15 protein-coding genes are annotated in these 26,895 nt (G+C 72.5%); 3 read left to right on the forward strand and 12 right to left on the reverse strand.

Annotated elements, in window-relative coordinates; genetic code table 11:
* The first annotated feature begins 319 nt into the window (after positions 1 to 319).
* Positions 320 to 1,564 carry a sensor histidine kinase gene (locus tag ACFT32_RS21965; protein ID WP_382491699.1) on the forward strand — a complete coding sequence of 415 codons (1,245 nt, stop codon included), beginning with the start codon at positions 320 to 322 and terminating at the stop codon, positions 1,562 to 1,564.
* A complete protein-coding gene (locus ACFT32_RS21970) occupies positions 1,561 to 2,238 on the forward strand; it encodes a response regulator (protein WP_382491701.1) in 678 nt (225 codons plus the stop codon). Before ACFT32_RS21965 ends, ACFT32_RS21970 begins: the two co-directional genes overlap by 4 nt.
* A 101-nt stretch (positions 2,239 to 2,339) precedes the next feature.
* Here ACFT32_RS21970 and ACFT32_RS21975 read toward each other — a convergent pair whose 3' ends face one another.
* Both ACFT32_RS21975 and ACFT32_RS21980 read right to left on the reverse strand, forming a co-directional pair.
* Positions 2,340 to 3,809, reverse strand: a complete 1,470-nt coding sequence (locus tag ACFT32_RS21975; protein WP_382491703.1) for a cytochrome P450 — start codon at positions 3,807 to 3,809, stop codon at positions 2,340 to 2,342.
* The gene (locus ACFT32_RS21980; RefSeq protein WP_382491705.1) at positions 3,806 to 4,765 is read right to left on the reverse strand and encodes an SDR family NAD(P)-dependent oxidoreductase; all 960 of its coding nucleotides are present in this window, start codon (positions 4,763 to 4,765) and stop codon (positions 3,806 to 3,808) included. The genes ACFT32_RS21975 and ACFT32_RS21980 overlap by 4 nt, the downstream gene beginning before the upstream one ends.
* Positions 4,766 to 4,804: 39 nt before the next feature.
* On the opposite strand from ACFT32_RS21980, the gene ACFT32_RS21985 reads away from it, so the two are divergent.
* On the forward strand, positions 4,805 to 5,284 hold the full coding sequence (locus ACFT32_RS21985; protein ID WP_382491706.1) for a nuclear transport factor 2 family protein: 480 nt from the start codon (positions 4,805 to 4,807) through the stop codon (positions 5,282 to 5,284).
* A gap of 57 nt (positions 5,285 to 5,341) precedes the next feature.
* Here the strand turns inward: ACFT32_RS21985 and ACFT32_RS21990 are convergent, their stop codons facing one another.
* The 10 genes from ACFT32_RS21990 to ACFT32_RS22035 all read right to left on the reverse strand — a co-directional run bounded on the left by ACFT32_RS21990 (position 5,342) and on the right by ACFT32_RS22035 (position 26,836).
* Positions 5,342 to 5,761, reverse strand: a complete 420-nt coding sequence (locus tag ACFT32_RS21990; RefSeq protein WP_382491709.1) for an ester cyclase — start codon at positions 5,759 to 5,761, stop codon at positions 5,342 to 5,344.
* A 27-nt stretch (positions 5,762 to 5,788) separates the two neighbouring features.
* Positions 5,789 to 8,821: a KR domain-containing protein gene (locus tag ACFT32_RS21995; protein ID WP_382491712.1), complete on the reverse strand. Its 3,033-nt coding sequence runs from the start codon at positions 8,819 to 8,821 to the stop codon at positions 5,789 to 5,791.
* Positions 8,822 to 8,850: 29 nt separating this feature from the next.
* Positions 8,851 to 14,748 carry an SDR family oxidoreductase gene (locus ACFT32_RS22000; protein ID WP_382491715.1) on the reverse strand — a complete coding sequence of 1,966 codons (5,898 nt, stop codon included), beginning with the start codon at positions 14,746 to 14,748 and terminating at the stop codon, positions 8,851 to 8,853.
* Positions 14,749 to 14,777: 29 nt separating this feature from the next.
* Positions 14,778 to 16,274 (reverse strand): acyltransferase domain-containing protein, encoded by a 1,497-nt coding sequence (locus tag ACFT32_RS22005; protein WP_382491718.1) that lies wholly within the window; start codon positions 16,272 to 16,274, stop codon positions 14,778 to 14,780.
* 63 nt (positions 16,275 to 16,337) lie between these two features.
* The gene (locus tag ACFT32_RS22010) at positions 16,338 to 17,732 is read right to left on the reverse strand and encodes an NAD(P)/FAD-dependent oxidoreductase (RefSeq protein ID WP_382491721.1); all 1,395 of its coding nucleotides are present in this window, start codon (positions 17,730 to 17,732) and stop codon (positions 16,338 to 16,340) included.
* Positions 17,733 to 17,792: 60 nt separating this feature from the next.
* Complete coding sequence (locus tag ACFT32_RS22015; RefSeq protein ID WP_382491723.1) at positions 17,793 to 19,283, reverse strand: MFS transporter; 1,491 nt, start codon at positions 19,281 to 19,283, stop codon at positions 17,793 to 17,795.
* Positions 19,284 to 19,369: 86 nt separating this feature from the next.
* Positions 19,370 to 20,653 (reverse strand): wax ester/triacylglycerol synthase domain-containing protein, encoded by a 1,284-nt coding sequence (locus ACFT32_RS22020; RefSeq protein WP_382491726.1) that lies wholly within the window; start codon positions 20,651 to 20,653, stop codon positions 19,370 to 19,372.
* Positions 20,654 to 20,703: 50 nt separating this feature from the next.
* Entirely contained in the window at positions 20,704 to 22,341 is a 1,638-nt protein-coding gene (locus ACFT32_RS22025) for an acyl-CoA carboxylase subunit beta (protein WP_382491728.1), read from the reverse strand.
* Between the two features lie 291 nt (positions 22,342 to 22,632).
* Positions 22,633 to 23,460, reverse strand: coding sequence for an IclR family transcriptional regulator (locus tag ACFT32_RS22030; protein ID WP_382491731.1), 828 nt, complete (start codon positions 23,458 to 23,460; stop codon positions 22,633 to 22,635).
* Between the two features lie 298 nt (positions 23,461 to 23,758).
* A complete protein-coding gene (locus ACFT32_RS22035) occupies positions 23,759 to 26,836 on the reverse strand; it encodes a hypothetical protein (protein WP_382491733.1) in 3,078 nt (1,025 codons plus the stop codon).
* Between the last annotated feature and the right edge of the window lie 59 nt (positions 26,837 to 26,895).

The following is a 26,895-nucleotide window of genomic DNA, read 5'->3' on the forward strand; positions in this document are numbered from 1 at the left end:
GGAGGGAGACGGGAAGCGCCGCCGCACGCACCGGCGGGACGGACCGCACCGGCGGCGCGATCTGTACAGGCGGAGCCGTCCGTACGGCGACCACCGACGGCACCGGCGAGTCGAACAGCCCTCTCGAAGCGCCCCGCATCCCGCTCCCCCTGTCCCCTGCCGGCCGGTGTCGGTCCACTGCCGGCAAGTCTTCGCAAGGGGCGGTCGAGAAGCGTCACACCGGATTCCGATCCTGGGCGTCAACCCGTGGTACTCGCCCGGCACCCGGGTCAACCCGTACGGTGACGCGAGCCGGAGGGCCCTGGCCGACAATGTGGGGATGCGTCAGAAGCCGTCCCTGCGCCCCACCGCCTGGCCGCGCTCCCCCCGCTACCCGTACGTCACCGGCGTCCTGCTGACCCTCCTGGCCGCCGCCGAGGTGCTGCACGCGCGCATCACCTCGACGACGGTGCTGGCGACCCTGCCCTTCGTGGTGCTCCCCCTGCTGTGGCGGCAGCGCGAACCCCGGCTCGGACTCCTGGTGGTACCGGCGGCACTGCTGAACTTCCTCTTCCGGCCCGAGCTGCTGATGGCGGTCGCGGTCGCCGGGGTCATGGGCCTCTACACCCTCGCCCGCCACCGCGTCCTGCACCCGGCGCTGCTCAGCGCCGCCGCGATCACGGGCTCGCTCCTCGTCAACGCGGGCCATGTGGTGACGGGCGTGTACGACCTCGGCGGCCGCTCGCCCGCCCTCGGCGCCGACGGCTCGCTGTCGTACTTCACGGAGTCGTTCGTCCTGGCCGTGGGCGTCGTGGCCACGGTCGGCATCGCGGACGCCTTCCGCAGCCGCGAGGAGTCCCGGCAGGCGCGCGACGCGGCTCAGCGGGAGCTGATCGCCATGGAGCGCAGGCATGCCGCCGCCCAGGAACGAGCGGCCATAGCACGGGAGTTGCATGACATCGTGGCGCACTCGGTGTCGGTGATCGCGGTCCAGGCGGAGAGCGCCACGTACACCACGCCCGACCTGTCCCCGCCCGCGCGCGACGGCTTCCAGCAGATCGCCTCGTCCGCCCGCTCGGCCCTCACCGAACTGCGCCAGCTCCTCAGCGTGCTGCACGCGGACGACGCCGGGGCCGAGGACCCGGCCCCGGTGCTGCCGCAGCCCACGCTCGACTCCCTGGACGCCCTGCTGGAGGCCCACCGGTCGGCCGGCGGAGAAGTCACCCTGCGCACCGAGGGCACCCGGCCCCCCGTGCTCCCGCCCTCCCTCGAACTCACGGCCTACCGCATCGTCCAGGAGGCCCTGACGAACGCCCGCCGCCACGCGAGGGGCGCGGCGGTCGACATACTCCTCACCTACGAGGAGGACGAGCTCCGGCTCCGGATCGCCGACGACGGCCCGGGCCCGAAGAGTCCCCAACTCGACCCGGGGGGCCACGGGTTGAGCGGCATGCGGGAGCGTGCGACGCTACTCGGCGGACGTCTGACCTGCGGGCCGGCCGGCCCCGGGGGCGGCTTCCTGGTCGAGGCCGGACTCCCGGTGGCGGCGGGCGCGAAGAGCTTCGCGGAGGGTGTGTACGAGTGACGGCGGGGGAACCGATCCGCGCGATCGTGGCGGACGACCAGGCGGTGGTGAGAACCGGCTTCGTGAACCTGCTGTCCACCCAGGACGACATCGACGTCGTCGGCGAGGCGGAGGACGGCGAACAGGCCGTCGCCCTCGCGCTGGCCCACCGGCCCGACGTGGCCCTGCTGGACATCAGGATGCCCAGGCTGGACGGCATCCAGGCGGCGCGCACGATCCTCCGGGAGACCGAGGGCGCCACGAAAGCGCTGATGCTCACCACCTTCGACCTCGACCAGTACGTCTTCGACGCCCTCGCGGCCGGCGCCGGCGGCTTCCTCCTCAAGGACGCCACCTTCCCCGAACTCCTGCACGCCGTACGGGTGGTGGCCGCGGGAGACGCCATGCTCGCCCCCGGCATCACCCGCCGCCTCATCTCCGAGTTCGCCCCCCGGCGCCCGGTCAGCACCCCGGGGCCCCTCCTGGACCGCCTCACGGCCCGCGAGATCGAGGTCCTCCTCCTCATCGCCCAGGGCCACTCCAACGCGGACATCGCCGACCGCCTCACCATCACCGACCACACGGTCAAGACCCACATCAACCGCCTCTTCACCAAGCTGGAGGTCCGCGACCGGGCACAGGCGGTGATCGTGGCGTACGAGGCGGGTCTGGTGACGCCGGGGGAGGGCGGCTGACGCCAGGGGAGGCGGGGTGAGGCCGTCTGGCCGGCGAGGACCATCACCGGCGTGCTGCGCATGGCCGGGCTTGAAGAGGGCCCCCCGGGCGGGTTCGGCGGCTAGGCGCCCCCCGCCCCGTAGGGGCACGTCGCGCCCCCGGTGGGTGTCGTGGTGGTGGCGTCGGACGTCACCGGGGTCACGGTGTGCGGCTTGTGCTCGCGTGAGCGCAGACGGACCGTCACGTCCCGCAGGGGCCGCAGGGAGATGACGGGAGAGCCGTAGCCCAGGGCGGCGCCGGGCACGAGGTTGAGCTTGAAGCGCTGGTTGATCATCGCCACGATGATCCGCAGTTCGAGCAGCGCCATGGCGTTGCCGACGCACTGCCGCGGGCCCGCCCCGAAGGGGAAGTACGCCATGCGCGGGCGCTCCCGCACGGCCTGCGGGGTGAAGCGGTAGGGGTCGAAGGCCACCGGGTTGTCCCAGTGGCGCGGGTTGTGGTGCGAGGCGAGCGGCGAGAGCAGGATCGACGAGCCGGCCTCGATGTCGTAGCCGTCGAGAGTGTCGGCGCCGACGGCCGCCCGCGGGAAGATCCAGATCGGCGGGTACATCCGCAGGCTCTCGTCCACCACCATCCGCGTGTACGTCAGCCCGGCCGCGCTGTCCGCGTCGAGGGTGGCGCCGCCCAGCTCGCGGCCGATCTCCTCGTCCAGCTCCTCCTGGACCTGCGGGTGGTTGGCGATCGACAGCAGCGTCCAGCACAGGGAGACGGCCGTGGTCTCGTGGCCCGCCAGATAGATGGTGAGCAGTTCGTCCCGCAGCTGCCGGTCGGTCCACGGCTCCCCGGTCGCCGGGTCCTCGGCCTGCTCCATCAGGGCGATCAGCGGGCCCTCGCCGGTGCGCGCGTAGTTCTCCCGGACGTCCGCGACGACCTTGTCGAAGACCTGGTGGATGTTCGCGATCTTGCGGTTGCGTGCGGTCGGCAGCCAGGACGGCAGCATCTCGGACGGGGTGCCCCGCCGGAACATCACCTCCACGACATCGTCGACGATCCGCTTCAGCGCGGGCGCGTCGGGCTTGATGTCGTAGGCGAACAGCGAGCGGCTGAGGGTGACCAGGGTGAGCCGCAGCATCTCGGCCATCAGGTCCACCGGCTCGTCGCGCGCGGCCCTCGCCTCCCACTCGTCGAGCATCTCGTTCGTCGCCTCGACGATGTTGGGGACGATGTCGGTGACCGCGTTCTTCAGGAACACCGGCTGCACCGCCCGGCGGTGCCCCCGCCAGAACTCGCCGTCCGTGGTCAGCAGGCCCTTGCCCATGACCACTCCGAACTGCTCGTACAGCGGCCCGCGCACATAGTTGGCGTTGTTCTCCACCAGCACCCTGCGGACCGCGTCGGGGCTGGTGGCCTGGTGGACCGTCATCGGCCCGAGCCGCATCCGGACCAGCTCGCCGTGGTCGCGCTGGAGGCCGAGCAGGAACTCGGCGGTGTTGCGGCGCCACGGGCCGAGACTGCCGAGGACGGGAGCGCCCTTCGGGCCGGGGGCGGTGCGGGGGGCCGTGGGGGCAGGGGTGGCGGTGAGGGTGTTCATCGAAGGTCCTTACCTGCGGGAGCGGTTCGGGTCAGGGGCGCCGGGTGCGGGGAGCCGCCGCGCGGCACCGGGAACGCGCGCCGTACGAAGAGGTGGTCGAAGACCACGTCCGGGGCCAGGCGGCGCAGCGCGATGGTGCTCCGGGCGAGGAAGCCGACGGTGTAGCGGGCGCGGGGGCGCCGGGTGCGGGCCGCGCGGGTCACGACGCGGGCGACGTCGTCGGCCTGGACGGCGAAGGTGCCCGCCAGGGTGCGGCGGCTGCCGGTGTAGATGGCCTCGAAGTACTCGGCGGTGCGCTGCCGGAACTCGTCGTACACCGCGCTGACGGAGGGGAGGTTGTCTACGTACGTCGCGCCGAAGTTGGTGGTGCGCACCGGCCCCGGCTCGATGACGACCACCTTGACGCCGAAGCCGGCCGTCTCCAGCCGCAGCGCGTCGCTCAGCGCCTCGACGGCGTGCTTGGACGCCTGGTAGAAGCCGCCGCCGGGGACCGCGTACCGGCCGAAGATCGAGGAGATGTTGACGACGGTGCCCCGCCCGGCGGCCCGCATCCCGGGCAGGACCAGCTGGCTGAGACGGGCCAGCCCGAACACGTTCGTCTCGAACTGCCGCCGCATCTCGGACAGTCCGATCTCCTCCACGACACCGGAGGCGGCGAACCCCGCGCTGTTCACGAGCGTGCCCACCGACCCGTGCTCGGCCTCGACGGCGTCGACGGCCGCGCGCATGCTGTCCTCGTCGGTGACGTCGAGCCGCAGGGTGCGGATGCCCTCGGCGGCCAGTCGGGAGAGGGTCTCGGGCCTGCGTGCGGTGGCGTACACGGTCATTCCCGCGCGGTGCATCCTGAGCGCGCAGGCACGGCCGATTCCGGATGAGCAGCCCGTGATCAGTACCGGGCTCGGTCGGGTGGGCAAGGTCTCGGTGGGCAAGGTCTCGGTGCGCAAGGTCTCCCTCATCTTCCGTTTCGGGCGGGGCATTTCGGAAAGGAGGCGGATATGTATCACCGGATCGTGGCAGCGAAGCTGCGCAAGGCGTTTTCCGACATCAACTCCGGCAATTGGCAGTCCATGGTGGACACGCTCGCACCGGAATTCACTTATGTTTTCTACGGGGAGCACGCGCTCTCCGGTGAGCGGCATACCGTCGAATCCATGAGCCTGTGGTGGCAGCGGGTCTTCCGCCTCATTCCCGACGCGGAGTTCGAGCCACTGGAGATCATCATTTCCGGCGGCCCCTGGCTGACGAAGGTCGCCACCCGCGTCCGGATCGGCGGCCCGCTGCCGGACGGCTCCCGCTACGACAACGTGATGACGCAGTTCATGTATCTCAAGTGGGGGCGCATCACCGAGATCCACACCTTGGAGGACACCGTCGTCCTGCAGCGGGCCCTGGACCGCATCGCCGCCTCCGGCAACGCCGAGGCCCATGCCGAGCCCATCACGGACGCGACCGCGCGGGCGGCCCGTACCGCGTGACGACGGCCCCGGCCCGCCCCCGGCGCCCCTCGTACGGGGCGCCGGGGGCCGCCGTGGTCAGCCGAAGGCGCCCAGCTGCTTCGCGAGGTCGAACGCGTCGAGCGAGAACCAGCTTTCCACGATCACCCCGTCCCGGAACGCGTCGATGACGATTCCTGGAACGGCGAATTCACGCCCCTGCGCCGGAATCCCCTCGTACGGCTCCCCGGTATGGGTTCCCCGCGCGGTGAACCGGCTGACGACCTTGTCGCCCTCCAGGATCCAGTCGTCCACCGTGACATGCAGATCGGGGAAGGAAGCGCGCTGGATCCGCACCCATTCCTTCAGGTGCTCCACGCCCTCCTCGCTGTTCGGGGCGGTGCCGTGACTGATGTGGTCGGGGGCCGCGCCCTCGTAGATGACGTCGAGGTTTCCCTTGTTGAGGCACTCCTCGTAGTAGCGCTCCAGAACGGCCTTGTTCTTCAGGGTGTCGGACATTTTCTCGCGCTCCTTATCTGCGGGAATTCAGCCGGCCGGGACCGGGCCCTCGAATCCGGTCAGCGTCATGACACGGGCGCCGGTCGAGGCGTTCTTCACTTTCCAGGTGCCGAGGACGGGGTCCCCCTCGATGAGGGAGTCGCCGTCCTCGGGGTCGTGCGGGGTGACGCGGCCGACGGTCAGCGGGTCCACCGCGACCGAGAGCCCCGGCCCCTGCCGCGCGCACAGCCGCACCACGTTCTCCAGCGCGGACACCGCGAGGGCGGTGCGCGGGGCGGCGGGTGTCGCCCACAGGTCGCCGGGCGCGCAGGGGCGTACCCGGCCCTCCCAGCGGCCCCGCTCGCCCCTGGTCCAGCGCGCGCGGGGCACCACCGAGGACCGCCAGCGCAACCGCGCGGGCCCCGAACGCCAGGTCGTCATCGGGGTGATGCCGCTGCGCGGCGGGGCGGGCGAGCGGGTCTCCCCGGGCACGTAGCGGAGGCGGACCCTCGCCTCGGTGCCCTGGGCATCCGGTTCGCCCGGCCGCCGGAAGCGGACCTCCACGGTCCAGGAACGCCCTTCGTAGCAGCCCCGGACCTCACGCTCCAGGACCGTCGCCGGGCCGTGGAGCTTCAGCAGGTCGAGAGGGACGACGATGTCCTCCAGACACTCGGCCTCCAGCTCCGGGAAGTCCGGGGGCACGATCCACTCCGCGCCCCGCAGCGCGTTCTCCAGGAGCAGGCTCACCGGGACCGCCTCCGCGTCGTCCACCAGGAAGTCCGTGAGGACCGGCGTGGTGTCCCGGTCGAACCGGACCCGCGACACCAGGCGGGTGTGCGGCTCGTAGGAGGTCACCTCCCCGAGGTGGTGGATCTTCGGATAGACCTCGGGGTGTCCCGGCAGGTCGGGCACGACCGGGTAGCCGGTGGCCTGCCCGGGGTCGATCGCGTCACCGAGCGGCCCGACGAAGGTGATCTCACCGGTGGAGCCGGCCAGCAGCTCGTCCTGCCACTTGGCGAGTCCGTCGGCCACGCCGAGCGGGGCCATGTAGCGGCGGGTCGCCGCGAAGTTGGCGATGAGGCCGATGCGGTCCCAGGTCGGCCAGGCGAGCGTCATCACCGGGAAGTCCGCGCGGCGCTCCGCCCACCGGCCGAGCCGGGCCAGGCCCTCGTTCGCCGCGGCGTACTCCAGCTGGCCGACCATGCCGCCCAGTCGGCCGGTGAGCGAGCCCACGTTGCAGAAGAACTTGAGCCTGCTGCCCTCGAGTTCGCCGAAGAGGTGGAGGAAACTGCCGATCTTCGTCCCCACCGTCCGCAGGATGTCGTCGTCGGACTTCTTGGGCAGCCGGGCCGCGTGGTCCACGCCCGCGTTGTGCACGACGCCGGTGAGGGCGTCGCCCTCCCGCCGCACCAGGTCCCGCACCTGCTCCGGGTCGGTGAAGTCGCAGCGCACGTACTCGATGCGCAGTCCGCGCTTCTGTGCGGCGGTGACGTTGCGGGCGAGTTCCCACAGACGGCGGGTGCGGGCGATGTCGCGGCGGATCTCGGGCAGCGGGCGGCCCCGGCCGCTGCCCGACCACAGCCGCTTCTCGTACTCCTTCAGCTCCGCCTCGTCCACGCCGAACCAGGGTTCGCCCTCGGAGGGGAACGGCTCCCGGCCGGTCACCAGGACCCGCGTGCCGTGCCGTTCGGCGAGCGTACGGGCCAGTTCCCAGCCTATGCCCCGGCCGCCGCCCGAGATCAGGACGCAGTCGCCCTCACCCAGGTCCAGCGCGGGCGGGCCGACAGGCCGCGCGGCGGGCGACAGGGTCAGCCGCCGGCCCTCGCGGTGGCCGACCTCGATCTCCCCCGGCCGTCCCAGCTCGCTCGCGACGATGCCGGGCAGATCGTCGACGGCGGACAGCCCGACGTCGACGACCCGGGCGTTGCAGTTGGGGAACTCCCGGTGCAGCGTCTTGGCCAGGCCCGCCCAGATGCCGCCCAGCGGCTGCGCCAGGTCGTCGTCGGGGTGGTGGCCCATACCGCCCCCGAGACAGGTGACGGCCAGATAGAACAGCCGCCGGGCGGAGGTCTCGCCCGACCAGTCGTCGTACTGCCCACGCAACGCGGCGACGGTCCGCAGCAGGGGCTCGCGCCAGGCACGGTCCAGATCGGCCACACCGTGCCCGTGCGAGACGCCGGTCACCGTGAGATCGACAATCGCGTCCACGGGCCCGTCACCGCCGGAGGCCGGTGCGGATGCGCCGGGGGCCGGTACGGGCACGCCCGGGGCCGGTTCGGGCGCACCCGGGGCCGGCGCGGGCGGGCCGAGGCCCGGATCGGGCGCGCCGGAGGCCTGTGCGGATGCGCCGGAAGCCGGTGCGGATGCGCCGGAAGCCGGTTCCGGCACGCCCGGGGCCGGTTCTGGCACACCCGGGGCCGGTTCTGGCACACCCGGAGCCTGTGCGCCCGCGACCGGCACCGACGGGCCGGGGCCCGGATCCGGTGCGCCGGAGTCCAGCACGGCTGCACCCGGGGCCGGCGCGGGCGGGCCAAGGCCCGGATCGGGCGCGCCGGAGGCCTGTGCGGATGCGCCGGGGGCCGATTCCGGCCCACCCGGAGCCTGTGCGCCCGCGACCGGCACCGACGGGCCGGGGCCCGGATCCGGTGCGCCGGAGTCCAGTACGGCTGCACCCGGGGCCGGCGCGGGCGGGCCAAGGCCCGGATCGGGCGCGCCGGAGTCCTGTGCGGATGCGCCGGGGACCGGTTCCGGCGCGCCGGAAGCCTGGGCGGGCGCGCGGGGGCCCGGATCGGGCCCGCCGGGGGGCCGCCGTGCGGGTGCGACCGGGGTCGGCGCGGGCGGGGCGGGTGCCGGTGTGTGGGTGGTGGGGGTGTGGCGGTGTACGTGGGCGCCGTGTGCGGTCAGTTCGTGTGCGACTCGGTCGGCGGTCGTGTCGTCGCAGGCGAGCAGGAGGACCCGCATGCCGGACAGGCCGGGTGCCACCCCGGTGAGGGGTGGCAGGGCGGCCGGGCGCCACACCATCCGGGTTGTCGGCTGCACCGACGGGTCCTCGGGCTCCGCCCCGGGCGGGGACGACTGCATGGGTGCGTGTTCCTTCCTGGTCGGGCCGGTCATGCCGCGTCGGCGTCGACGTAGCCGATCAGGGCCGCGCGCAGGTCCTTCATCTGGAGGACCATCCGGCCGTCCGGCCGGGCCGCGACGAACCGGTTCTCGGCCCGCTCGGCGTCCAGGCCGAACCCGGGGGGTGTGGCGTACAGGCCGATGCGGTCGGGGCCGGTGGACAGGGTGTGGTCGTTCGCCTCCTCGTAGAGGTCGATACGGCGGATCGACAGGGGCGCGGCGACCGGCATCCGCCGGTCGTCCAGCAGGTCCAGCACCCCGACCCGGGCCAGTCCGTCCAGCAGGACGCACGGCACGGAGAACCCCTGCCAGTGCGGTTCGTCCGAGGGGAGGGAGAGGTCGTAGCGGGCCCTCTTGCCCCGGGGGTGGACGGCGGTGCCGCTCGTCGAGACGAACGGTCCGCTCAGCCGGACCGGGGAGCCCGGCTGGTGGTACGGGTCGGGGACGGGAGTGTCGTCCGCGTGGTCCCAGGCGTCCCAGCGCGGGGCGTGCGGATACGTGTCCGCCAGGAGCACGCGGGCCGTGAAGTGCGGCCTGTCCTTGACGAGTACGACGCCACTGGGAGCCACCACGTCCTCCAGGACCCGGACCTGGACGACCGTGGTCTCGCCCCCCTCGCCCCTCTCGTCCCCCTCGTCCTCGACGACCTCGGCCGTGATGCGCTTCGGTGCCGTGGGGACGTCGCGGTACACCCGCAGGAAGTGCTCGAACGTCACGTCCTCGAAGGCCACCACCCGCCGGCCCGGCACGAGGCGACGGGCCGCCTCGGCCGCCAGCTCGGTCACGAACGTGCCGGGCAGCGTGGGTTCGCCGCGCACGGTGTGGTGTTCCAGATAGCCGTCCGTGCGCAGGTCGAAGGGGCACTCGAACTCCGCCGACCGGCCGTCCGAGGACACCTCGCGCCGTAGGAAGAACCCCCCGGGCTCCCCGGGCCGCTCCGCCGGCGCCTGCGCGAGATAGCCGGGGTAGAACTTCTCCACCGTGGCCTTCTCCGCCTCGCCGAGGTGCACGACCGAGGGGCGCCGGACGGGCGCGTGCAGTTCCTGCACGAAGTGGTGGACGCCCTCGGGAACCGGCATGCTGCTGTAGGAGCCGGCCCGTTCGTAGTACGCCTTCGTCAACTCCCCGGCGCCCATGCCGACACCCGCCCACAGCGTCCAGCCGATGGTGACCTCCGGGTGGTCCGAGGTGGCCGTCGCATGACCGGCCGCCGTGCCCAGGAAGTCGTTGGCGGCGGCGTAGTCCGCCTCGCCGAGCTGCCCGAACCAGCCCAGCAGCGAACCGAAGTTGCACCACAGCCGCGGCGGGGCGTCGCGCAGCGCGTACTTCAGGTTCCGGTACGACGCCACTTTCAGATCCCGGATGGCGGTGAACTCCGCGAAGTCCTTGTCCTTGATGAGCGCCGAACGCTGGAGCCCGGCGGCGTTGACGAGCAGGTCGACCCGTCCCTCCGCCCGGAGGATCTCGCCGAGGGCCTTCTCGACCTCGACTCCGTCGCGCATGTCGCAGGCGCGGTAGGTGACGCGCTCGCTGCCGCTGTGCTCCACCATCTCGCGCAGATTCGCGCGGGACTCGCGGGCGTTGAGCATCCGGTCGAAGTCCTTGGTGATGCTCGCGACGCTACGGCCGCCGCCCTTGCCGAGTTCGGCGGTGATGTACTTCGCCCGGCCGGCGGCGAACTCCTCGTCGGTGCCCTCGAAGACGGACGCCGGGTAGGCGTCGAGGTCGTTGCTGCCGAGGACGTGGATGCGCGGGCCGAACTCCCTGGCGAGGGACTTGGCCACCTCCGCGGTGATGCCCCGGGTTCCCCCGGCCACCACGATCACGGAGTCCCGGTCCAGCGCGGCCGGCGTCGCCTCCTCCAGCTCGACCGGTTCCTCGCGCAGCCGGTGCGTATGGCGTGCTCCGCCGCTCTCCACGACCACGGGGAAGTCCCGCTCGGCCCGGCTCTCCTCCTCGACGCCGAGGACCGCCGCCGTCACGTCCGTCCCGGAGGTGAGGAACGCGAGGCTGCCGCCCTCGGCCAGCTCCAGGCCCGCGCTCTTCAGCAGGCCGGTGAACAGGCCCGAGCAGGGGTGCGGGGTGCCGTCCCGTACGGCGCCGAGCAGCAGCATCGTCAGATCGGCACCGGGCCGGGCCAGATCGTCGTAGGTCTGCTGGACGGCCAGGTACACGGCGTCGTGCAGGGCCGTCAGGGGCGGTGCGGTGTCCGAGGCGAGGGCGTCCGCCTCCGGCGGTACAGCGCGGGCGAGGTCGCTCAGCACCCGCAGGTGCGTGACCGGCCCGGCCGCGCTTCCCGAGAGTGCCTCGCGGACCGTTTCCGGAGTGACCCGGGGCAGGTGGTGCCAGCCGGGGCGGCCCCGGTCGTCGAGCGGTGTGGTGGACAGCACCGTGAGCCGGGTCCCCGGACCGGCGGCCCGGGCCACCAGATCGGGGGCGTCGGTGACGACCACGGCCCCGTCCGGCAGGAACGGCACCTTCTCACGCACCGGCTTCGCGGGCGTCTCCTCCAGCACCGGCACGAAGCGGCGGACGCGCAGCGGGTCGCCGGCCTCGGTGTGGGTGGTGGAGCGGAAGGGCGCGCGCAGCAGGGCGGACGGGGTGCCGGGGGTGACGTCCGTCGGGCCCGGGATCGTCAGGTGGACGCTCGCTCCCGGCCTGCCGGCGTCGCCGCCGCCGGACACGGTCGCCCGGCCCGCCGGCCCGTGCAGGGCACGCAGGACGGCCAGGCCTCCGGACGCGCCCAGATAGCGGGCGTTCTCCGGGGCGTCGGGGCCGCACAGGACGGGTTCACGCGCGGGCGTCTCCCGCACGGTCTCGTCGACGTAGGCGAGCACCGTCAGGCCCGCGCTCCGGGCCCGCTCCTCGGTCGTCAGGGCGAACAGGAAGGCGCCCTCGGCGAGTTCCGCCCCGTCGTCGGGGAGCAGGTCGCCGATGAGGGAGCGGTACTCGGGGAGGCTGTTGCCGTTGATGCCTCCGGCCAGGGCGAAGTCCAGTTCCCCGGTGCGCAGATAGCGGCTCGCCAGGGTGAGGGACGACAGGGCGGAGGCGAAGCCCGAGTCCACGGTCATGTTCGCGCCGTTGAGGTCGAAGTAGTTCGCGACCCGGGCGGAGATGATGTTGGGCATCTGGCCGGGGAAGGAGTCCTCGTTGGACTCCGGGATCATCGACCGCACCTGTTCGCGCAGCCGTTCCAGCACGCGCGGAACCTCGGCGGACCCGGCCGGGGGCGAGGCGGCGAGGGCCTCCCCGACATCGTCCAGGTAGCAGCGGTTGGCGTAGTGCATCGCCGCCCTCGTCGGCCCCATGTGCCCGACGAACACCCCGGTCTTCGCGGCCTGTCCGCTCCAGAAGTCCGGCATCCGGTCGCGCAGTTCGTGCGCGCACTCCAGGATCATCAGCTGGCACCGGTCCAGCGCGCGGATCGTCTTCGGGGGCAGCCGGACCCGGTTGAACGGCGGTACCGGATAGTCCGCCCCGAAGCTGTCGAGCGGCCCGTCGCCGCCCTCCAGCCAGCGCGTCACGTCCTCCCGTCCCTCCAGTCCGGGCAGATGCGCCGACCAGCCCACGAGGGCCACCCGGCTGTCGGCCGCCGGTGCCTTGGTCGTGGGGGGCCGCACCTGTTCCGGTTCGGCGGCGCGGTCCTCGGAGACGATGAGATGGGCGTTCGTACCGCCGAAGCCGAACCCGGACACCGCCGCCAGCCGGGGCCGCTCCCCGTCGGCCGTCCAGGGCCTCGGCCGCGAGGTGACCTCCAGGCGGGTCTCGTCCAGCCGGAAGTCGGCCCGGGGCGTGTCGAGGCGGTACTGCCCCGGAATGGTGTCCTGCTCCAGGCCCTTCAGGTTCTCGATGAGCGAGACGACGCCCGCGGCCCAGCCGGTGTGGCCGAGCAGCGACTTGTTGGAGGTGACGGCCGTCGGCGTGGAGGTGCCGAAGTGCTCCCGCAGCGTGGTGAACTCCTCCAGGTCACCGGCGGGCGTACCGGTCGCGTGCGCGTTGATCCACCGCACGTCGGCGCTGTCGACCTCGCCGCCCTCCAGGGCCCGCTGCACGGCGAGGCCCTGCCCGGCGGCGTTCGGGGCGTAGATCGCCTTGCCCTTGCCGTCGGAGGAGGAGCCGAAGGCCCGCAGCACCCCGAGCACCCGGTCGCCGTCCCGGCGGGCGCTGCTCAGTCGCTTGAGGACGACCAGGGCCGCACCGTCCGCGAAGATCACGCCGTCGGCGCTCTCGTCGAGGGCGTGGACGGTGCCCCGCTTCGACAGGCCCTGGAGCTTGGAGAACAGCACCGTGCCGCGCGGCGCCAGCGCGAACGCCCCGCCGCACACGGCGATGTCCTGCTTGCCCATGAGCAGGCCTTTGGCCGCGATGTCGACGGCGTACAGGGACGAGGAGCACGCGGTGTCGACCATGTGGAGCTCGGTGGACGCCGGCAGGACACCGTCCATGGCCACCTCGCCGACCCGGTGGGGCAGGAAGCGGGACGGGGAGCCGGCGCCGCGCCGGTACCGCTCGGCGAGGGTCCGGTCGATGCCGTCGCGCAGCTTGTCCCGCTCCTCGTCGGGCAGGCCGAGGCCGTCGACGATGTCGTGCGTCAGGCGGGTCGCGCTCTGCAGGACGCCGGCCTCTTCCAGGTGCTGGCTGCCGTCCGGGGTGTAGCCGATCACGAAGGAGCACCGGTCGTCGTCCCGGCGGCTGACGCCGTCGAGCGCCTGCACCAGGCTGTGGCGCAGCCACTGGGTGGTCAGTTCCTGCTCACCGGGGCCGCCGGGCATGCCCGCGAGGGCGCCGTCGGCGGCCTCGAAGTCCGTGATGAACACGCACTGTTCGGCGTACGCCTTGTCCTCGGCGGACAGGTCCGCCGAGTGGAAGCTGTCGTGCCGCCAGCGGTCCCGGGGGACCTTGACGAACAGCTCGTCCCCGGTCGTACGCAGCTTCCAGAACTCGTCGGGGCTGTTGGCACCGGCGACGGCCATGCCCATGCCGACGACGGCGATGGCGTCGTCCCCGGACTCGGCGGGTTCCCTGGGCTCAGCGGGTTCCCCGGACTCGGCGGATTCCCCGACCTCAGCGGATTCCCCGGGCTCCGCCACCGGCTGCTCCGCGGGTTGCCGCGGCGGCGAGAGCAGTGCCGCGCCCAGTGTGAGGCCGCCGTCCGCCAGGACGACCTGCCCCGTGATCCAGCGGGCGTCGTCGGAGGCCAGGAAGGAGACGAGCGCGGCGAACTCCTCGGGGCTGCCGAGCCGCCCCCAGGGCGTGGCCCGTTCGATGACGTCCCGCATCGGTCCGGCGTCGGGGAACTTGTCCGCCACCTCGCTGCTCAGCATGGCGGCGGAGGCGATGTTGACGCGGATGCCCAACGGCGCCAGCTCCACGGCGAGATACCGGGAGGCGGCCTCCGCGGCGGCCTTCGCCGGGGCGCACGCCGAGTAGTTGGCCATCACCATCTGGGAGCCGCCGAGCGCGGAGACGGTGACGATGGAGCCGCCGCCACCACGCGCCATGAGCGGCGCGGCGGCCCGGGCACAGCGCAGCCCGCCCTTGTAGTTGGTCTCGATCGCCTTGTCCAGGTGCGTCTCGGTGACCTCGTCCGGCGGCAGCAGGGCGCCGTTCGCCGCGTTGTTGACGAGGATGTCGAGCCGTCCGTGCAGCTCGTCGATCTCCTGGAACATCCGGTCGACCTGTTCCTGCCGGGCCACCGAGGCCCGTACGAGGTCGACCCGGGCGCCTTCGGCGACGAGCTCGTCGCGGGTCTGCTTGGCCTGGTCGTGCGAGTGGAAGTAGTTGAGGACGATGTCGGCGCCGCGCGCGGCGAGATCCCGCGCGATGGCCTTTCCGATCCCCCTCGACCCGCCGGTTACCAGCGCCACCTTGCCGGTGAGGTCGCTCATGAAATCCGTGTCCTTCTTCCAGAGGTGCGTCAGGCGGTGATCGGCTCGGCGAGCCGGTCCAGCTCCGCGATCACGAAGTCGGCGATGGTGTCGAGCGTGTTGTAGGGGTCCAGGCGGAAGTCGGCCTCGCGCGGCGGCAGCCCGTAGCGCTGCGACACCCGCGACAGCAGCTCCACCTGCTTGACGGAGTCGACGCCGAGTTCCGCCTCCAGCTGCACCCCGGCCTCGAAGACCTCCTCCGGGTACTCCAGCGCCTGCGCGTACAGGGTCCGCAGCTCGGCGAACACCTCGTCCCGGTCGAGAGCGGCGTTCGCGGGCGCCGAGGCCGCCGGGGCCGGCTCGGGCTCGGGCTTCCCGGCCTGCTCCGGCTCCCGCTGCGGCTCCGGCTTCTCCTGCCCGTCCCCGAAGGCCCGCAGATCCGTCCGGATCCGCTCCCTGACCTCGTGCCCGTGCGCCTTCCAGTACGCGTCGAAGAGGTCGGACGGCACGGACGGGGCGAGCAGTTCGGCGAGGCCCGAGCCCTCCGGGCCCGGGTCGGCCAGGCCCGCCGCGCGCAGGTCGCGGAGCGTGGTGTCCAGGGCGAGCCGGTCGCCGTCGTCGAGGGCGAGGGTCGCCAGGGAGCGGACGTCCGAGCCGCGCGTCAGCCGGGTCACCAACTTGGACAGCGCGGGGCGTCCGCCCGCCTCGACGAACGTGGTGACACCGTCGGCGTGCAGCCGGCGCACCGCCGCCGCGAACCGCACCGGCTGGACGAAGTGGTCCGCGAGCCGGCCCGCGAGCGGCTCGCCGGGCTCGTAGAAACGCTGGAGGATCGGCGAGTACACGCGCCCGCGCAGCGGGTGCTGCTCCAGCGTGCGGACGTACGCCTCGAACTCGGGCGCGGCGGGGGCGAGGGCCGGGGTGTGGAAGGGGAAGGGCGCGTCGATCTCGATCGCGCCGATGCCGAGCTGCGCCGCGATGGCCGTCACCTGGTCCAGGACGGCGTCGGGTCCGCTGACCACGGTCTGCTCGTCGTGGTTCTCGGTGGCGACCGCCAGCAGCGGCTCGTCCAGCAGTCCCAGCAGCATCCGCACCCGGTCCGCCCCGGCGGACAGGGCCACCATGCGGCCGTCGATCCCGTCGTGGCGTTCGATGACCGCGACGCGCTGCGCGACGATCCGCACCCCGTCCTCCACCGAGAAGGCACCTGCCGCGACGAGGGCGGTGATCTCGCCGAGGCTGTGTCCCGCGAGAACGTCCGGGCGGACGCCGTGGTCGGTGAGGATCTCGTGGGCGGCGAGGCCGGCGCCGTAGATGGCGACCTGGGACATCCAGGAGTCGCGGGCGAGCAGGTCGCGCAGACCGGCCTCGCCCGGGCCGAGGACGAGATCGCTGATACGGCGGGAGAACAGCTTCTCGGTCTCGGCGTCGAGGCGTTCGAAGACCCGCCGGACCTGGGGGTGGGTGGCGTCGGCCCGGCGCAGCGCGGCGCCGTCGAAGCCGCCCTGGCCGGGCAGGAGGAAGGCGGTGGAGGTGTTTTCGGGCATGGCGGAGCTTCCCTTTCTCGCGAGTGTGTCGAAGGTCGTGGCCGCTCGGCCGCTACGGGCCCGCTATACGGGCGCGGGCTCGGCCGGCCGCTGCCGGGTGCTGTCCAGCAGGTACTGGCCCATGGAGCCCAGGTTCCCGGCGATCAGCCGGTCGCCGGCCCGGCGGGCCGGGGGGAGGTGCCGTGGTGCTCCGCGCACCAGCCAGCGCACCATGCGCACCTTCCAGCTGGTGTCCGGGCCGGGGGCGATGTGGTCCAGCAGGGCGTGCATGTTGGCTGCGGAGTAGAACCGCGCGGGGTCCACGATGGTGGCGAAGACACCGACCATGTCGCGGCCGTGTGTGGCGCTGCGGCTCATCGCCTCGATGAACTCGACCTCCTCGGGGCTGTGATCGGCGATGGCCGCGTGGTCGCAGGTGTACCGGTAGTGACCCCTGACCAGGTCGTCCCGCCGCCTGCCGTAGCGGGCGAGCGCCTCGGGCAGTCCGGCGCCGCCCTGCCGCGACCACGCGGTGTCGACGGCGTCCGCCAGGAGTTCGGCGCTGCGCAGGCTGTCGCTGATGCCGGCGGCGGTGATGGGGTCGCGGGTGTAGCCGGCGTCGCCGACCAGGGCCCAGCCGGGGCCGTGGGAGCGGCGCAGGAAGTTGGGCACGGATCCGGTCATCCAGCGGCCGGTGCGCCGGGTGTCGCGCAGGGCGGCGGCCCACTCGGGGTCGACGGCCTCGAAGGCGTCGATGACCGTCCGGTCGCGTTCCTCCTGGGCTCCGGCCTTGAAGTCCCCGGTGGGCTGGGCGACTCCGACGATCGTCAGGCCGTCGTGGGTGGGCCAGGTGAAGGTGTGCTTGCGGGCGTGCCGGTGGGTGCGGACCCGGCCGTCGTGCGGCAGGCCCTCCCAGTACGCCCAGTGGCTCTTGTTGAGGACGGGCCGGGCGCCGTACTTCTCGGCGCCGGTCAGGCGGGCGACGGTGGAGTTGGAGCCGTCGCCGCCCACCACGAGCCGGGCGTGCTCGGTCACCGCCGTGCCGTCCTCGGTCTGTCCCCGGACGCCGGTGACGGTGCCGGCCTCGTCGGTGCACAGGTCCCGCACGGAGAAGCCCTCGCGGAACTCCGCGCCGGACGCGATCGCGGCGTCCAGCAGGATCCGGTCCAGGGTGGCCCGGTCCGGGGAGTACGCCTCGTCGACCTCGTCGGCCGCGGGCAGCGGGGCCATCAGCCGGGCCCGGCCGCTCTGCAGGCCGTACTCGCGGATCGGCGGGCAGCCCGTGGCCTTCAGCTGCTCCAGGAGCCCCCAGCGCTTGAGCCGGAGGATGCCGGGCGGGTGCACCAGGTTGGTCGCGGCGGCCTTCCCACCGGGGAAGACGGCGCGGTCGAGGAGGAGGACCTTGTGTCCGGCCCTCGACAGGAGCATGGCCGTGGCGGCACCGCTGATGCGTGCCCCGACCACGATGACGTCGTACATCTCAGGTCCCCCAGTCGCCGTGTCGTCCGAATCGCCCGGATCGGCCGAATCGCTCGTACGTCATCGCCGCCGCGCGGCGCTGCCGGCCCCGCTCTTCTCCCGCTCGGCCGGCCCGCCGGCCTCGGGAGACGCGCCGGCCTCGGAGGACGCGCTCGCGTCGGTTTCGCGGGCGGAGGAGCCCCGGGCCGCCTCGGCCGTCCGGCTCTGCTTGGAGCGGCGCGGCGCGGTGAGCATCGCCAGCACGCCGAGCGCGGCGAATCCGGCCCCGGCCCAGGTGGCGGGCACCAGCCCGTCGACGAACTGCTGCGGGGTGCCGTAGCCGCCGTAGGAGGTGAAGATCGAGGTGAGGACCGCGACACCGAGGACACCGCCGAGTTCGCGGAAGGTGTTGTTGGCGCCGGAGGCGATGCCCTGCTCGCGCGGCTTGACGACGTTCATCGCCATCTCGGCGGTCGGCGCGAAGAACAGTCCGAGACCGATGCCGCCCAGCACCAGGCCGGGCACCTGGTCGGTGTACTCGGTGTGCACCTCGGTCACCGAGGCGAGCCAGCCGAGCGCGACGGCCTCGGCCAGCAGTCCCAGCGCCACCACGAGCCGGTTGCCGATCCAGGCGGTCAGGAAGGACGCGAGCGGGGCGATCACCACGGGCATCGCCGTCCACGCGAGCATCCGCACACCCGCCTCCAGCGGCGAGAAGCCCTGGATGTTCTGCATGAACTGGGTGAGCAGGAAGACCAGTCCGAACATGGCCGCGAACATCAGCATGCTGGTGACGTTGACGGCGCTGAAGGCCCGGTTGGCGAACAGGCGCATCGGCAGCATCGGCGTCCGGGCGCGCAGTTCCCACAGCACGAACGCCACGAGCAGCACGAGCCCGGCGATCAGGGAGCCGAGCACCTTGGCGCTGGTCCAGCCGTCGTTGGTGGTGCTCACCAGCGCGAAGACCACACCGAGCATGCCGAGGCTGACCAGGACGGTGCCGACGATGTCGAGCCGGGCTCCGGCCTGCTTGCTCTCGGCCAGCTGCCACACGCCGAGCAGCAGCACGGCGGCGCCGATCGGCACATTGACCCAGAAGATCCACTCCCAGGAGATCTTCTCCACGACGGCCCCGCCGATCAGCGGGCCGAGCGCTACGGCCAGTCCGCTGAGCGCGCCCCACACTCCGAGGGCGATGCCGCGCCGCCGCTCGGAGACCGCCTCGGTCAGCAGCGTCAGGGTCAGCGGCATGACGATGGCCGCGCCGAAGCCCTGCACGGCCCGGGCGGTGATCAGCTCCCCGGGCGAGCCGGCCAGCGCACAGCCCGCCGACGCGGCCGTGAACACTGTGAGACCGATCAGGAACATCCGCCGGCGTCCGAAGCGGTCGCCCGCGGCGGAGCCGCCCATCAGGAAGACGGCGAAGGACAGGGTGTAGGCGTTCACCGTCCATTCCAGTTCCTGGAGATCGGTTCCCAGGGACTTCTGGATGGCGGGCAGCGCGGTGATCACCACGAGGTTGTCCAACGCGGCCATGAACACCGCGAGGGCGCTCACGATCAGCGTCGACACTGCGTTTCCACGGGAAGGGGGCCAACCGAACACAGGAGATCCTTCGTCGGACGTACGGGAGTCAATTTCGGGGTATGGGGGGCGGGTCAGGCGGAGACGGACAGGGTGTCCAGCGCCTCGCGCCACAGGCCGGCCAGCCGCCGCGCGTCGGGCAGGGCGCGGTCGTACAGGAAGCCGACCCGGACCCGCTGCCCGTAGGAGAGCAGCGTCACGGACAGGGCGTTGCCCGGCAGCAGGACGCCGATCGGGGTCGCGTCGACGGCGGGGGCGCCGCCGAAGGACAGCGCCGTGGGCAGGGTGAAGTTGGAGGCGTACAGCGGTGAGGCGTGCGGGCTGAGCAGCCGGCGTACCGTCCACCGGGTCACCGGCGCGGGCAGGATCCCGACCAGGACCCTGCTGGCCGGCCGCAGGCCGTGGGCGCGCATCCGCCGGGTCCGCTCGGCGAGTTGCCCGAAGGCGACGTCGAACGGCGTGCCCCGCTCGGGCAGGTTGACGACCGCGGTGGTGAGGTGGTTGCCGACGAGGGCGTCCTCGCCGGGCACGCGGGTGCTGAGCGGCATCCGGACCGGAACCGGTGCCGTGCGAAAGCGCGCCCGGATCTCCTCGTCGCCGTCGGCCGCCCAGTCGTCGACGGCCTTCCACAGGGTCATCAGGAACGCGTCGTTGAGGGTGGCGCCGAACCGGTGGCTCAGCTCTCGCAGTTCGTTCCAGGTCGCACCGGCCGCGGCCACGCCGAGGCGTTCGGCGCAGGGCCTGGGCGCCCGCGGCCAGGGCTGGGCGGGCAGCAGGGCGCGGGCGAGTCCGGTGCCCACGCTCACCGTGCCCCGGGCCAGTTCGCCGGGAGAACCGCTGACGAGCGGCCGCACACCCGACGAACGCCGTTTGCCGTCCTCCAGGCCGGGGTCGCCGAACAGCGAGGAGACGATGTGGGAGGCGCCCATGCCGTCCTCGGCACTGTGGTGGACCCGGAAGCAGACCGCGAACTCGTCGTCGGCCCAGCCGTGCACGAGGTGCGCCGACCACAGCGGGGCGCTGTCCGGCAGCGGCTCACGGACCAGCGCGGTCAGGACGGTGTCGAGGGGCGTCCCCGGCGGGAACTCCTCCTCGCGCAGATGCGCCGCCGGATCGAAGCCCGGGTCCGGCTCGCGCCGGGGGCGTCCGGGGCCCGGTGTCATGCGGTGGGTCAGTCCCGGGAGCGCGGGCAACCGCTGCTTCAGGAGGTCGTACAGGTCGCTCAGGGGCGGCGGGCTCCCCCGGAACCGGAGGAACTGTCCGTGGGTCAGGCCGGCTTCCCGCGCCACGGATCCTCGGGATCCCCTGGATCCCATGGCGAGGAAGACCTCGTCGATCGGGTTGAGTCGGTGATTCATGCGCTCGGCTCCCCTGCCGGTCGCGGCGTGCATCGTCCCCGGGCGGCTGGTCAGGTGGGTGGGTTGCCGTGCTTGCGGGACGGCAGGTCGGCGTGTTTGGCCCGCAGCGCGCGCAGCGTCTCGATCAGCGTGGCGCGGGTCTCCGCCGGGTCGATGACGTCGTCGACGAGGCCCCGCTCGGCGGCGTGGTAGGGATGCATCAGCTCGGCCTTGTACTCCTTGACGAGCCGCTCGCGGGTCGCCTCGGGATCGTCGGACGCGGCGATCTCCCGCCGGAAGACGACACCCGCGGCGCCCTCCGCGCCCATCACCGCGATCTCGTTGGTGGGCCAGGCGTAGGCGGCGTCGGCGCCGATGGACCGGGAGTCCATGACGATGTACGCGCCCCCGTACGCCTTGCGCAGCACCACCGAGATCCTCGGCACGGTGGCGTTGCAGTACGCGTACAGCAGCTTGGCGCCGTGCCGGATGATGCCGCCGTGCTCCTGGTCGACCCCCGGCAGGAAACCCGGCACGTCGACCAGGGTGACCAGGGGGATGCTGAAGGCGTCGCAGACGGAGATGAAGCGGGCGGCCTTCTCGGAGGCATGGATGTCCAGCACGCCCGCGAGGCTGGTCGGCTGGCTGGCGACGACGCCGACGGTCTGCCCGTCCAGCCGGGCCAGTCCGCACAGCACGCTGGTCGCCCAGCCCGCGTGCGTCTCCAGCCAGTCGCCCTCGTCGACCACCTCCTCGATCACGGCGCGCATGTCGTAGGGGCGGTTGCCGTCGGCCGGCACCAGGTCGGCGAGCGCCTCGCCGGCGCGTCCGGCGGGGTCGGCGCAGTCGTAGGACGGCGGCGTCTCGCGGTTGTTGGACGGCAGCAGGGAGAGCAGGTGGCGGACCTCCTCCAGACACTCGGTCTCGTCGTCGTGGACGAAGCCGGCGACGCCGGACACCGCGCCGTGGACATCGGCGCCGCCCAGCCCCTCGTGGGAGATCTCCTCGCCTGTCACCGACCGCACCACATCGGGACCGGTGATGAACATCTGAGAGGTGCCGCGCACCATGAAGACGAAGTCGTTGAGAGCCGGAGAATAGGCGGCCCCGCCCGCGCACGGGCCGAGCATCACCGCGATCTGCGGTATCACCCCGGACGCTTTGGTATTGCGCTGGAATATGCCCCCGTATCCGGCGAGCGCCGATACTCCCTCCTGGATACGGGCGCCCGCGCCGTCGTTGAGGGAGACCAGGGGTGCTCCCGCCGAAAGGGCCATGTCCATGATCTTGTGGATCTTGGCGGCGTGCGCCTCGCCCAGGGACCCGCCGAAGATGCGGAAGTCATGGGCGTAGGCGAAGACGGTGCGGCCGTGCACGGTGCCCCAGCCGGTGACGACGCCGTCGGTGTGAGGCCTGCGGTGCTCCAGTCCGAAGCCGGTGGCCCGGTGCCGCCGCAGCCGCTCCATCTCGTGGAAGGAGCCGTCGTCGAAGAGCAGGTCAAGCCGTTCCCGCGCGGTCAGTTTGCCGCGGGCGTGCTGTTGTTCGGTGGCGCGCTCGCTCGGCCCTTGCTCCGCTTCGCGCCGGGTGGCGTGCAGGAGGGCGACGCTGTCGCGCAGGGCGGAGTGGTTGTCGGTGGGGGTGTCGGCGTGGGTTGCTAAGCCTGATGCCGGGGCGGGGCTCTCGACCGGAGCCGCGGATCGGACCGTCATCCTCGGGTCTCTCTCCGTCAGTTGGAGGCGGGACTCCTCGCCTTTGAGGCGCTCCCTTTCCCTTCGATTATTCGAGGGTCGCCACACCGCATGTCAAGCGAAATCGGGACTCTCCCGCAGGGCGGGATATCCAGGAATCCAGGGAATCCCGTCTCGCGAGAAGCGGGAGATCCGGTGAATACGACTGCTCCGCGCGGGCACTTTCAATTAACCGCGAACTCGCCGCGAACTCGCCGCGAACTCACCGGTAACTCGCCGGACCCCGGAATTGCCGGCATCCTCCGGCAGCGCTCAGTACGACCCCGGGGCCTCCTCGGACCACGGGCCGTGATCATCGTCGCCGGGCGTGAAGCAGGACGCGGCTCGCCGTACCGCCCGCACCGCGGACACCGAGCAGGCCGACATGTCGTGACCGGGCTTCAGCACCGCCACGGACCCCATGATCAGCCCGTCCCAGCGCACGGGCGCCGCGCAGCCGACCCAGCCCTCCGCCCACTCCTCGACGTCGAGCGCGAGCCCTTCCTTGCGGACGGACTCCAGGGAGGCGAGCAGCCGTGCGTCGTCGCGGAACGCCCCCGGCCCGGCGCCGTCGGGCACGGGCTCGGCCAGCACACCGTCCTGGATCACCTTCGGCAGGAACGCGAGGATGGCCCGCCCGGCCGCCCCCGTCCGCAGCGACCGGCACAGCTCCACCAGCGCCCGGGGGGAGACGCCGAGCTCGGACAGGTCCGACGCGCCGACAGCCATGTCCAGGCACTGTTTCCCGGCACCCCCGAAGGGCGCCAGAGCGAAGAGGAACGCCAGTCCGCCGTCGGTCGCCGTGTGCAGATCCTCCAGAACGGCGTGCGCGACACGAGCGTTGGGCGCGTGGGCGAGGGATTTCAGCCCCAGCCGCGCGGCCCCCGCCCCCAAGCGGTACAGACCGTGCCCTTCCCGGGCGAAAATGCCGTCGTACACACCGGACTGGAGGATCCGGTGCACGGTCGAGTCGTCCAGCCCTGTCGCCTCGGCCAACTCACCGGGCCCGTGCATCTGGCCTTCGACCTCGGTGAAGGCCCGCTGGACCCGGAAGACCCGGTCGGCGTGCGCACTGCCGCCGAGAGTGCTGCGCTTGCTCATTGCCTGCTCCCCGTTGCTCCCCGTTCAGGTGGCTTCGCCTCACCCACGGTGTGACGGCCTGTCCCTTGCCCACCACGGTAGTTGGCCCGGCCGCCGGCCACAGGAGGGCGCCTGATCCGGCCTCAAGCCCACCTCGGACCGGCGCCTTTCGCCCTTCGGTCTTCGCCCTTCGCCGTGAGCCGGAACCACCCCATCGGCACCAGCGGGTAGACGACGTACCCGAACCGCGTGGCCGGGATCAGGCACATGGCGATGCCGAGCCCCAGTGCGGGGCGGGCTCGTCACGAGCGGGCCTCAGTCAGGGCCTCGGCCTTTCGGACGACTCGACGAACCAGGGGCCTGACAGGTCGCCGTCCGCGGTGAGGCCGTAGCGCGGAAGGTCCTCCCAGCGCGGGTCCGTCCGACCCCGCAGTTCCGCGAGGTGTCTCAGCGCACCGCCGTATCCTGCGTCGATCGCGGCCCTGTGAAGGCGGTCGGCGTCATCGGTCAGGCCCCTTTCGGCGCACATGCATGCGAGGTCGCAGAGTGCCTCCACGTGACCGGCACATGCCGCATCGCGGGCATAGTCCTCCGCCGCGTCGTGATCGTCGGCCTGATGCTTCAGACGGGCCATCTCCCGCAGTGCCTGTGTCTCGCCCCGCTTGGCGGCGTGCCGGTAGAGCCGCTCCGCCTCGGCCCGCCTGCCGTCCGACTCCCAGAGCCGAGCGAGCAGCAGCACCACCTTGCCGCCTCCGGCCGTGGCGAGGCGTTCGGCTCCTTCACTGTCACCGGCCTTCTCCCTGCGCAGCACGAACTCGTTGAGCACACGGCTGTCGCCGGCACCTGCGGCCTGAAGGACGAGGCCTTCGGCACCCTGCTGATCCCCGGCCTTCTCCCGTAACCGCGCCAGCAGAACGAGCGCCCCCGAATTCCCCGCACGGTGTGCGGTCTGGGCCAGGCGCTCGGCGCCCTGCCGGTCGCTGGTCTTCTCGCGCAGCCACGACAGTTCGAGCAACGCGAACGTACTGCCCCCGTCCGCGGCGCTGCACGCCATACGCTCGGCTTCCGCGCTGGCCCCCTCTTCCTCCTTCAGCAGGGCGAGGTGCGCCAGCGCGTCCGTGCTTCCGCGCTCGGCCGCGCTGCGGTAGAGCAGAAGCGCGGCCTGGCTGTCGCCCGCCTTCTCCCGCAGCCGGGCCAGCTCGGTCAGGGCGAACATGCTGCCCCGCTGCACGGCCGTGCGCAGAAACCGCTCCGCCCCGTCGTCGTCCCCCCACCGTCGCATCAGACGGGCGAGCTCGGTCAGGGCGAAGATGCTGCCCGAGCCGGCGGCGAGGTCGAGGGCCCGCGCCGCGCCCTGCCAGTCCCTGGCCTGCCGCCGTATGCAGGCCAGCCTGATGGCGGGACGCACCTTCCCGCGCCCGGCCGCGGCGAGCACCAGACGCTCCGCCGCCTCGCCGTCTCCCGCCTTGTCTCGCATGCCCGCCAGCTCGGACAGGGCGTACGTGCTGCCCGTCTGGTCCAAGGCCAGGAACGCCAGAGCATCCGCCTCCGCCCGGTCTCCCGCCTCTTCCCTCGACCGGGCCAGTCCCGCGAACGTCCTGATCTTCCCTCTGGCAGCAGCGTTCCTCGTCAGCCGCTGCGCCCCCTCCTCGTCACCGGCCTCCTGCCGAAGCCGGGCCAACCGGGTCAGCGACGTGCTGTCGCCCTGATTGGCGGCCTCGTGCGCCAGTTCCTCGGCCCTGCCCGGCTCACCCTTGATCTCGCGCAGCCGTACGAGTTCCCAGCGCGCCACGTGATCGTCCCGCCACGCGGCCTCATAGAGCTTCTTCGCCGCGTTGTCATCTCCCACGCCCTCGGCGAGCCCGGCCAGTTCGGGCCGCACGTCGATGTCTCCGGCCCGCACAACTCGTTGGTAGAGCGCCGCTGCGGCCCGCAGCCGTCCCCTCTGCTGCGCGGCACGAGCCAGCGCGACGGTGTCGTCGGTGCCGAGGCTGTGGCGGGCCGCCGCGTTCCAGAAGGAGGCCGGAGGGCATACGAGCCGGCGCTCGATACGGCCATGCTGTTCGAGATAGTCCGCGAGCCGGTACGCCGTGCCCAGGAGAACATCGCCCCGGGGCGGAACAGGCGTCAGCGGTCCCGGTACCCCATGGCACGGCATGGCACAGTACGCCAGTGCCATGTCCAGCCAGCCGCTTCCGCTCAGGGCGAGCTCCTGGTCCTTCATATAGCCCTCCGCGGCTTCGGCGAGGAGCTCATGGGGCAGTACGGGGCCGTGCCCAAGCCTGCGGTAGTCCATCGCCGCGTGGACCAGGGCCTGCTCCGCCGGGGGCGCGCACTCGTAGCGCCGCATGAGTTCCGGGACGCCCGCGAGGTACTGCGTGATCTGCCCGTCGGCCGCCGCCTTCAAGGCGCTGGCCAGACGCGGGTCGTCGTGCGCCTTGCGGCGTGCCTGCCGCAGGTCCCTCTCCGAGAACGTCTTGGGCACCGCGATGCACCGGCCGAGATCGGTGAGGAGCTTGCGCTGCTGGTCGAAGCGGTCGTCCGTCCCCGCAGCCGAGGGGGACGTCAGGAGTTCCCAGAAGCGCGGCCAGACAGTGGCGAGGACCAGGATCGGGCTCCGGCGCATGTCGGTCAGGGCCGAGCGCAGGCCGGCGGCGATGCCCTCTGCGGTCCTCGCGTCCGGGGAGAGGAGGTAGTGCTGGGCCTCGTTGAGCCAGATCACCGTCTGCGGGCCGACCTCCCCCAGGCGCACGAGTGCTGCGTCCGGACGGCTCGGATCGAACGGATGCCATACGCGCCACCCGGGCGGCAGCCTCCGCAGCGCCTCCCAGCAGGCACGGGTCTTCCCGGTCGAGGACTCACCGACCACCGTGACGAGCAGGCTCTCCCCCGCGGCCGCCCGGTCCACGAGGGCGCCCAACTCGGTGTCGTGATCCCTTGGAACGTAGGACGGCAGGCTGGGCAGCGACCGCTCACCCGGAACACTGATCGCCCGGTGCACCTCCAGGGCGAACGGGTCGACGTCGGCTACGGGGATGCCCAGTGGCGGGGTGAAGTGAGCGGCGACCCACATCCGCCGGACCCGCGTCTCCACCTCGCCGAGGTTCTTGTCCGCCTCACGAGCGAGCAGGAGGGCGACGGAAACGACGTCCTCCTGGCTCGTGGGGAGTTCCCTGGAGCCGATGATCCGGTGAATGGTGGCTTTGGAAGGGCTGCCCGGGAGTGCGTCGTCCTTCCCGATCTCGGCCGCCATCCGGTGCGCCGGCGGCGCACCGGCCTCCACATAGAGCTGATAGACGTAGTCCTTCAAGTCCCGCAGTGGGGCCGGTGTCACGCCCAGGGGCTGCGGAATCCGCCGCTGGCTCCCTTGCCGCGAACCACTCGTGTGACTGGTCATCGATGCATCCTTGCCTATGGGAACCGTAGCCGCCCGGACTGTCACGGATTCAGCGACGG

This window comes from Streptomyces sp. NPDC057002 (genome assembly GCF_042673825.1).
Taxonomy (GTDB): domain Bacteria; phylum Actinomycetota; class Actinomycetes; order Streptomycetales; family Streptomycetaceae; genus Streptomyces.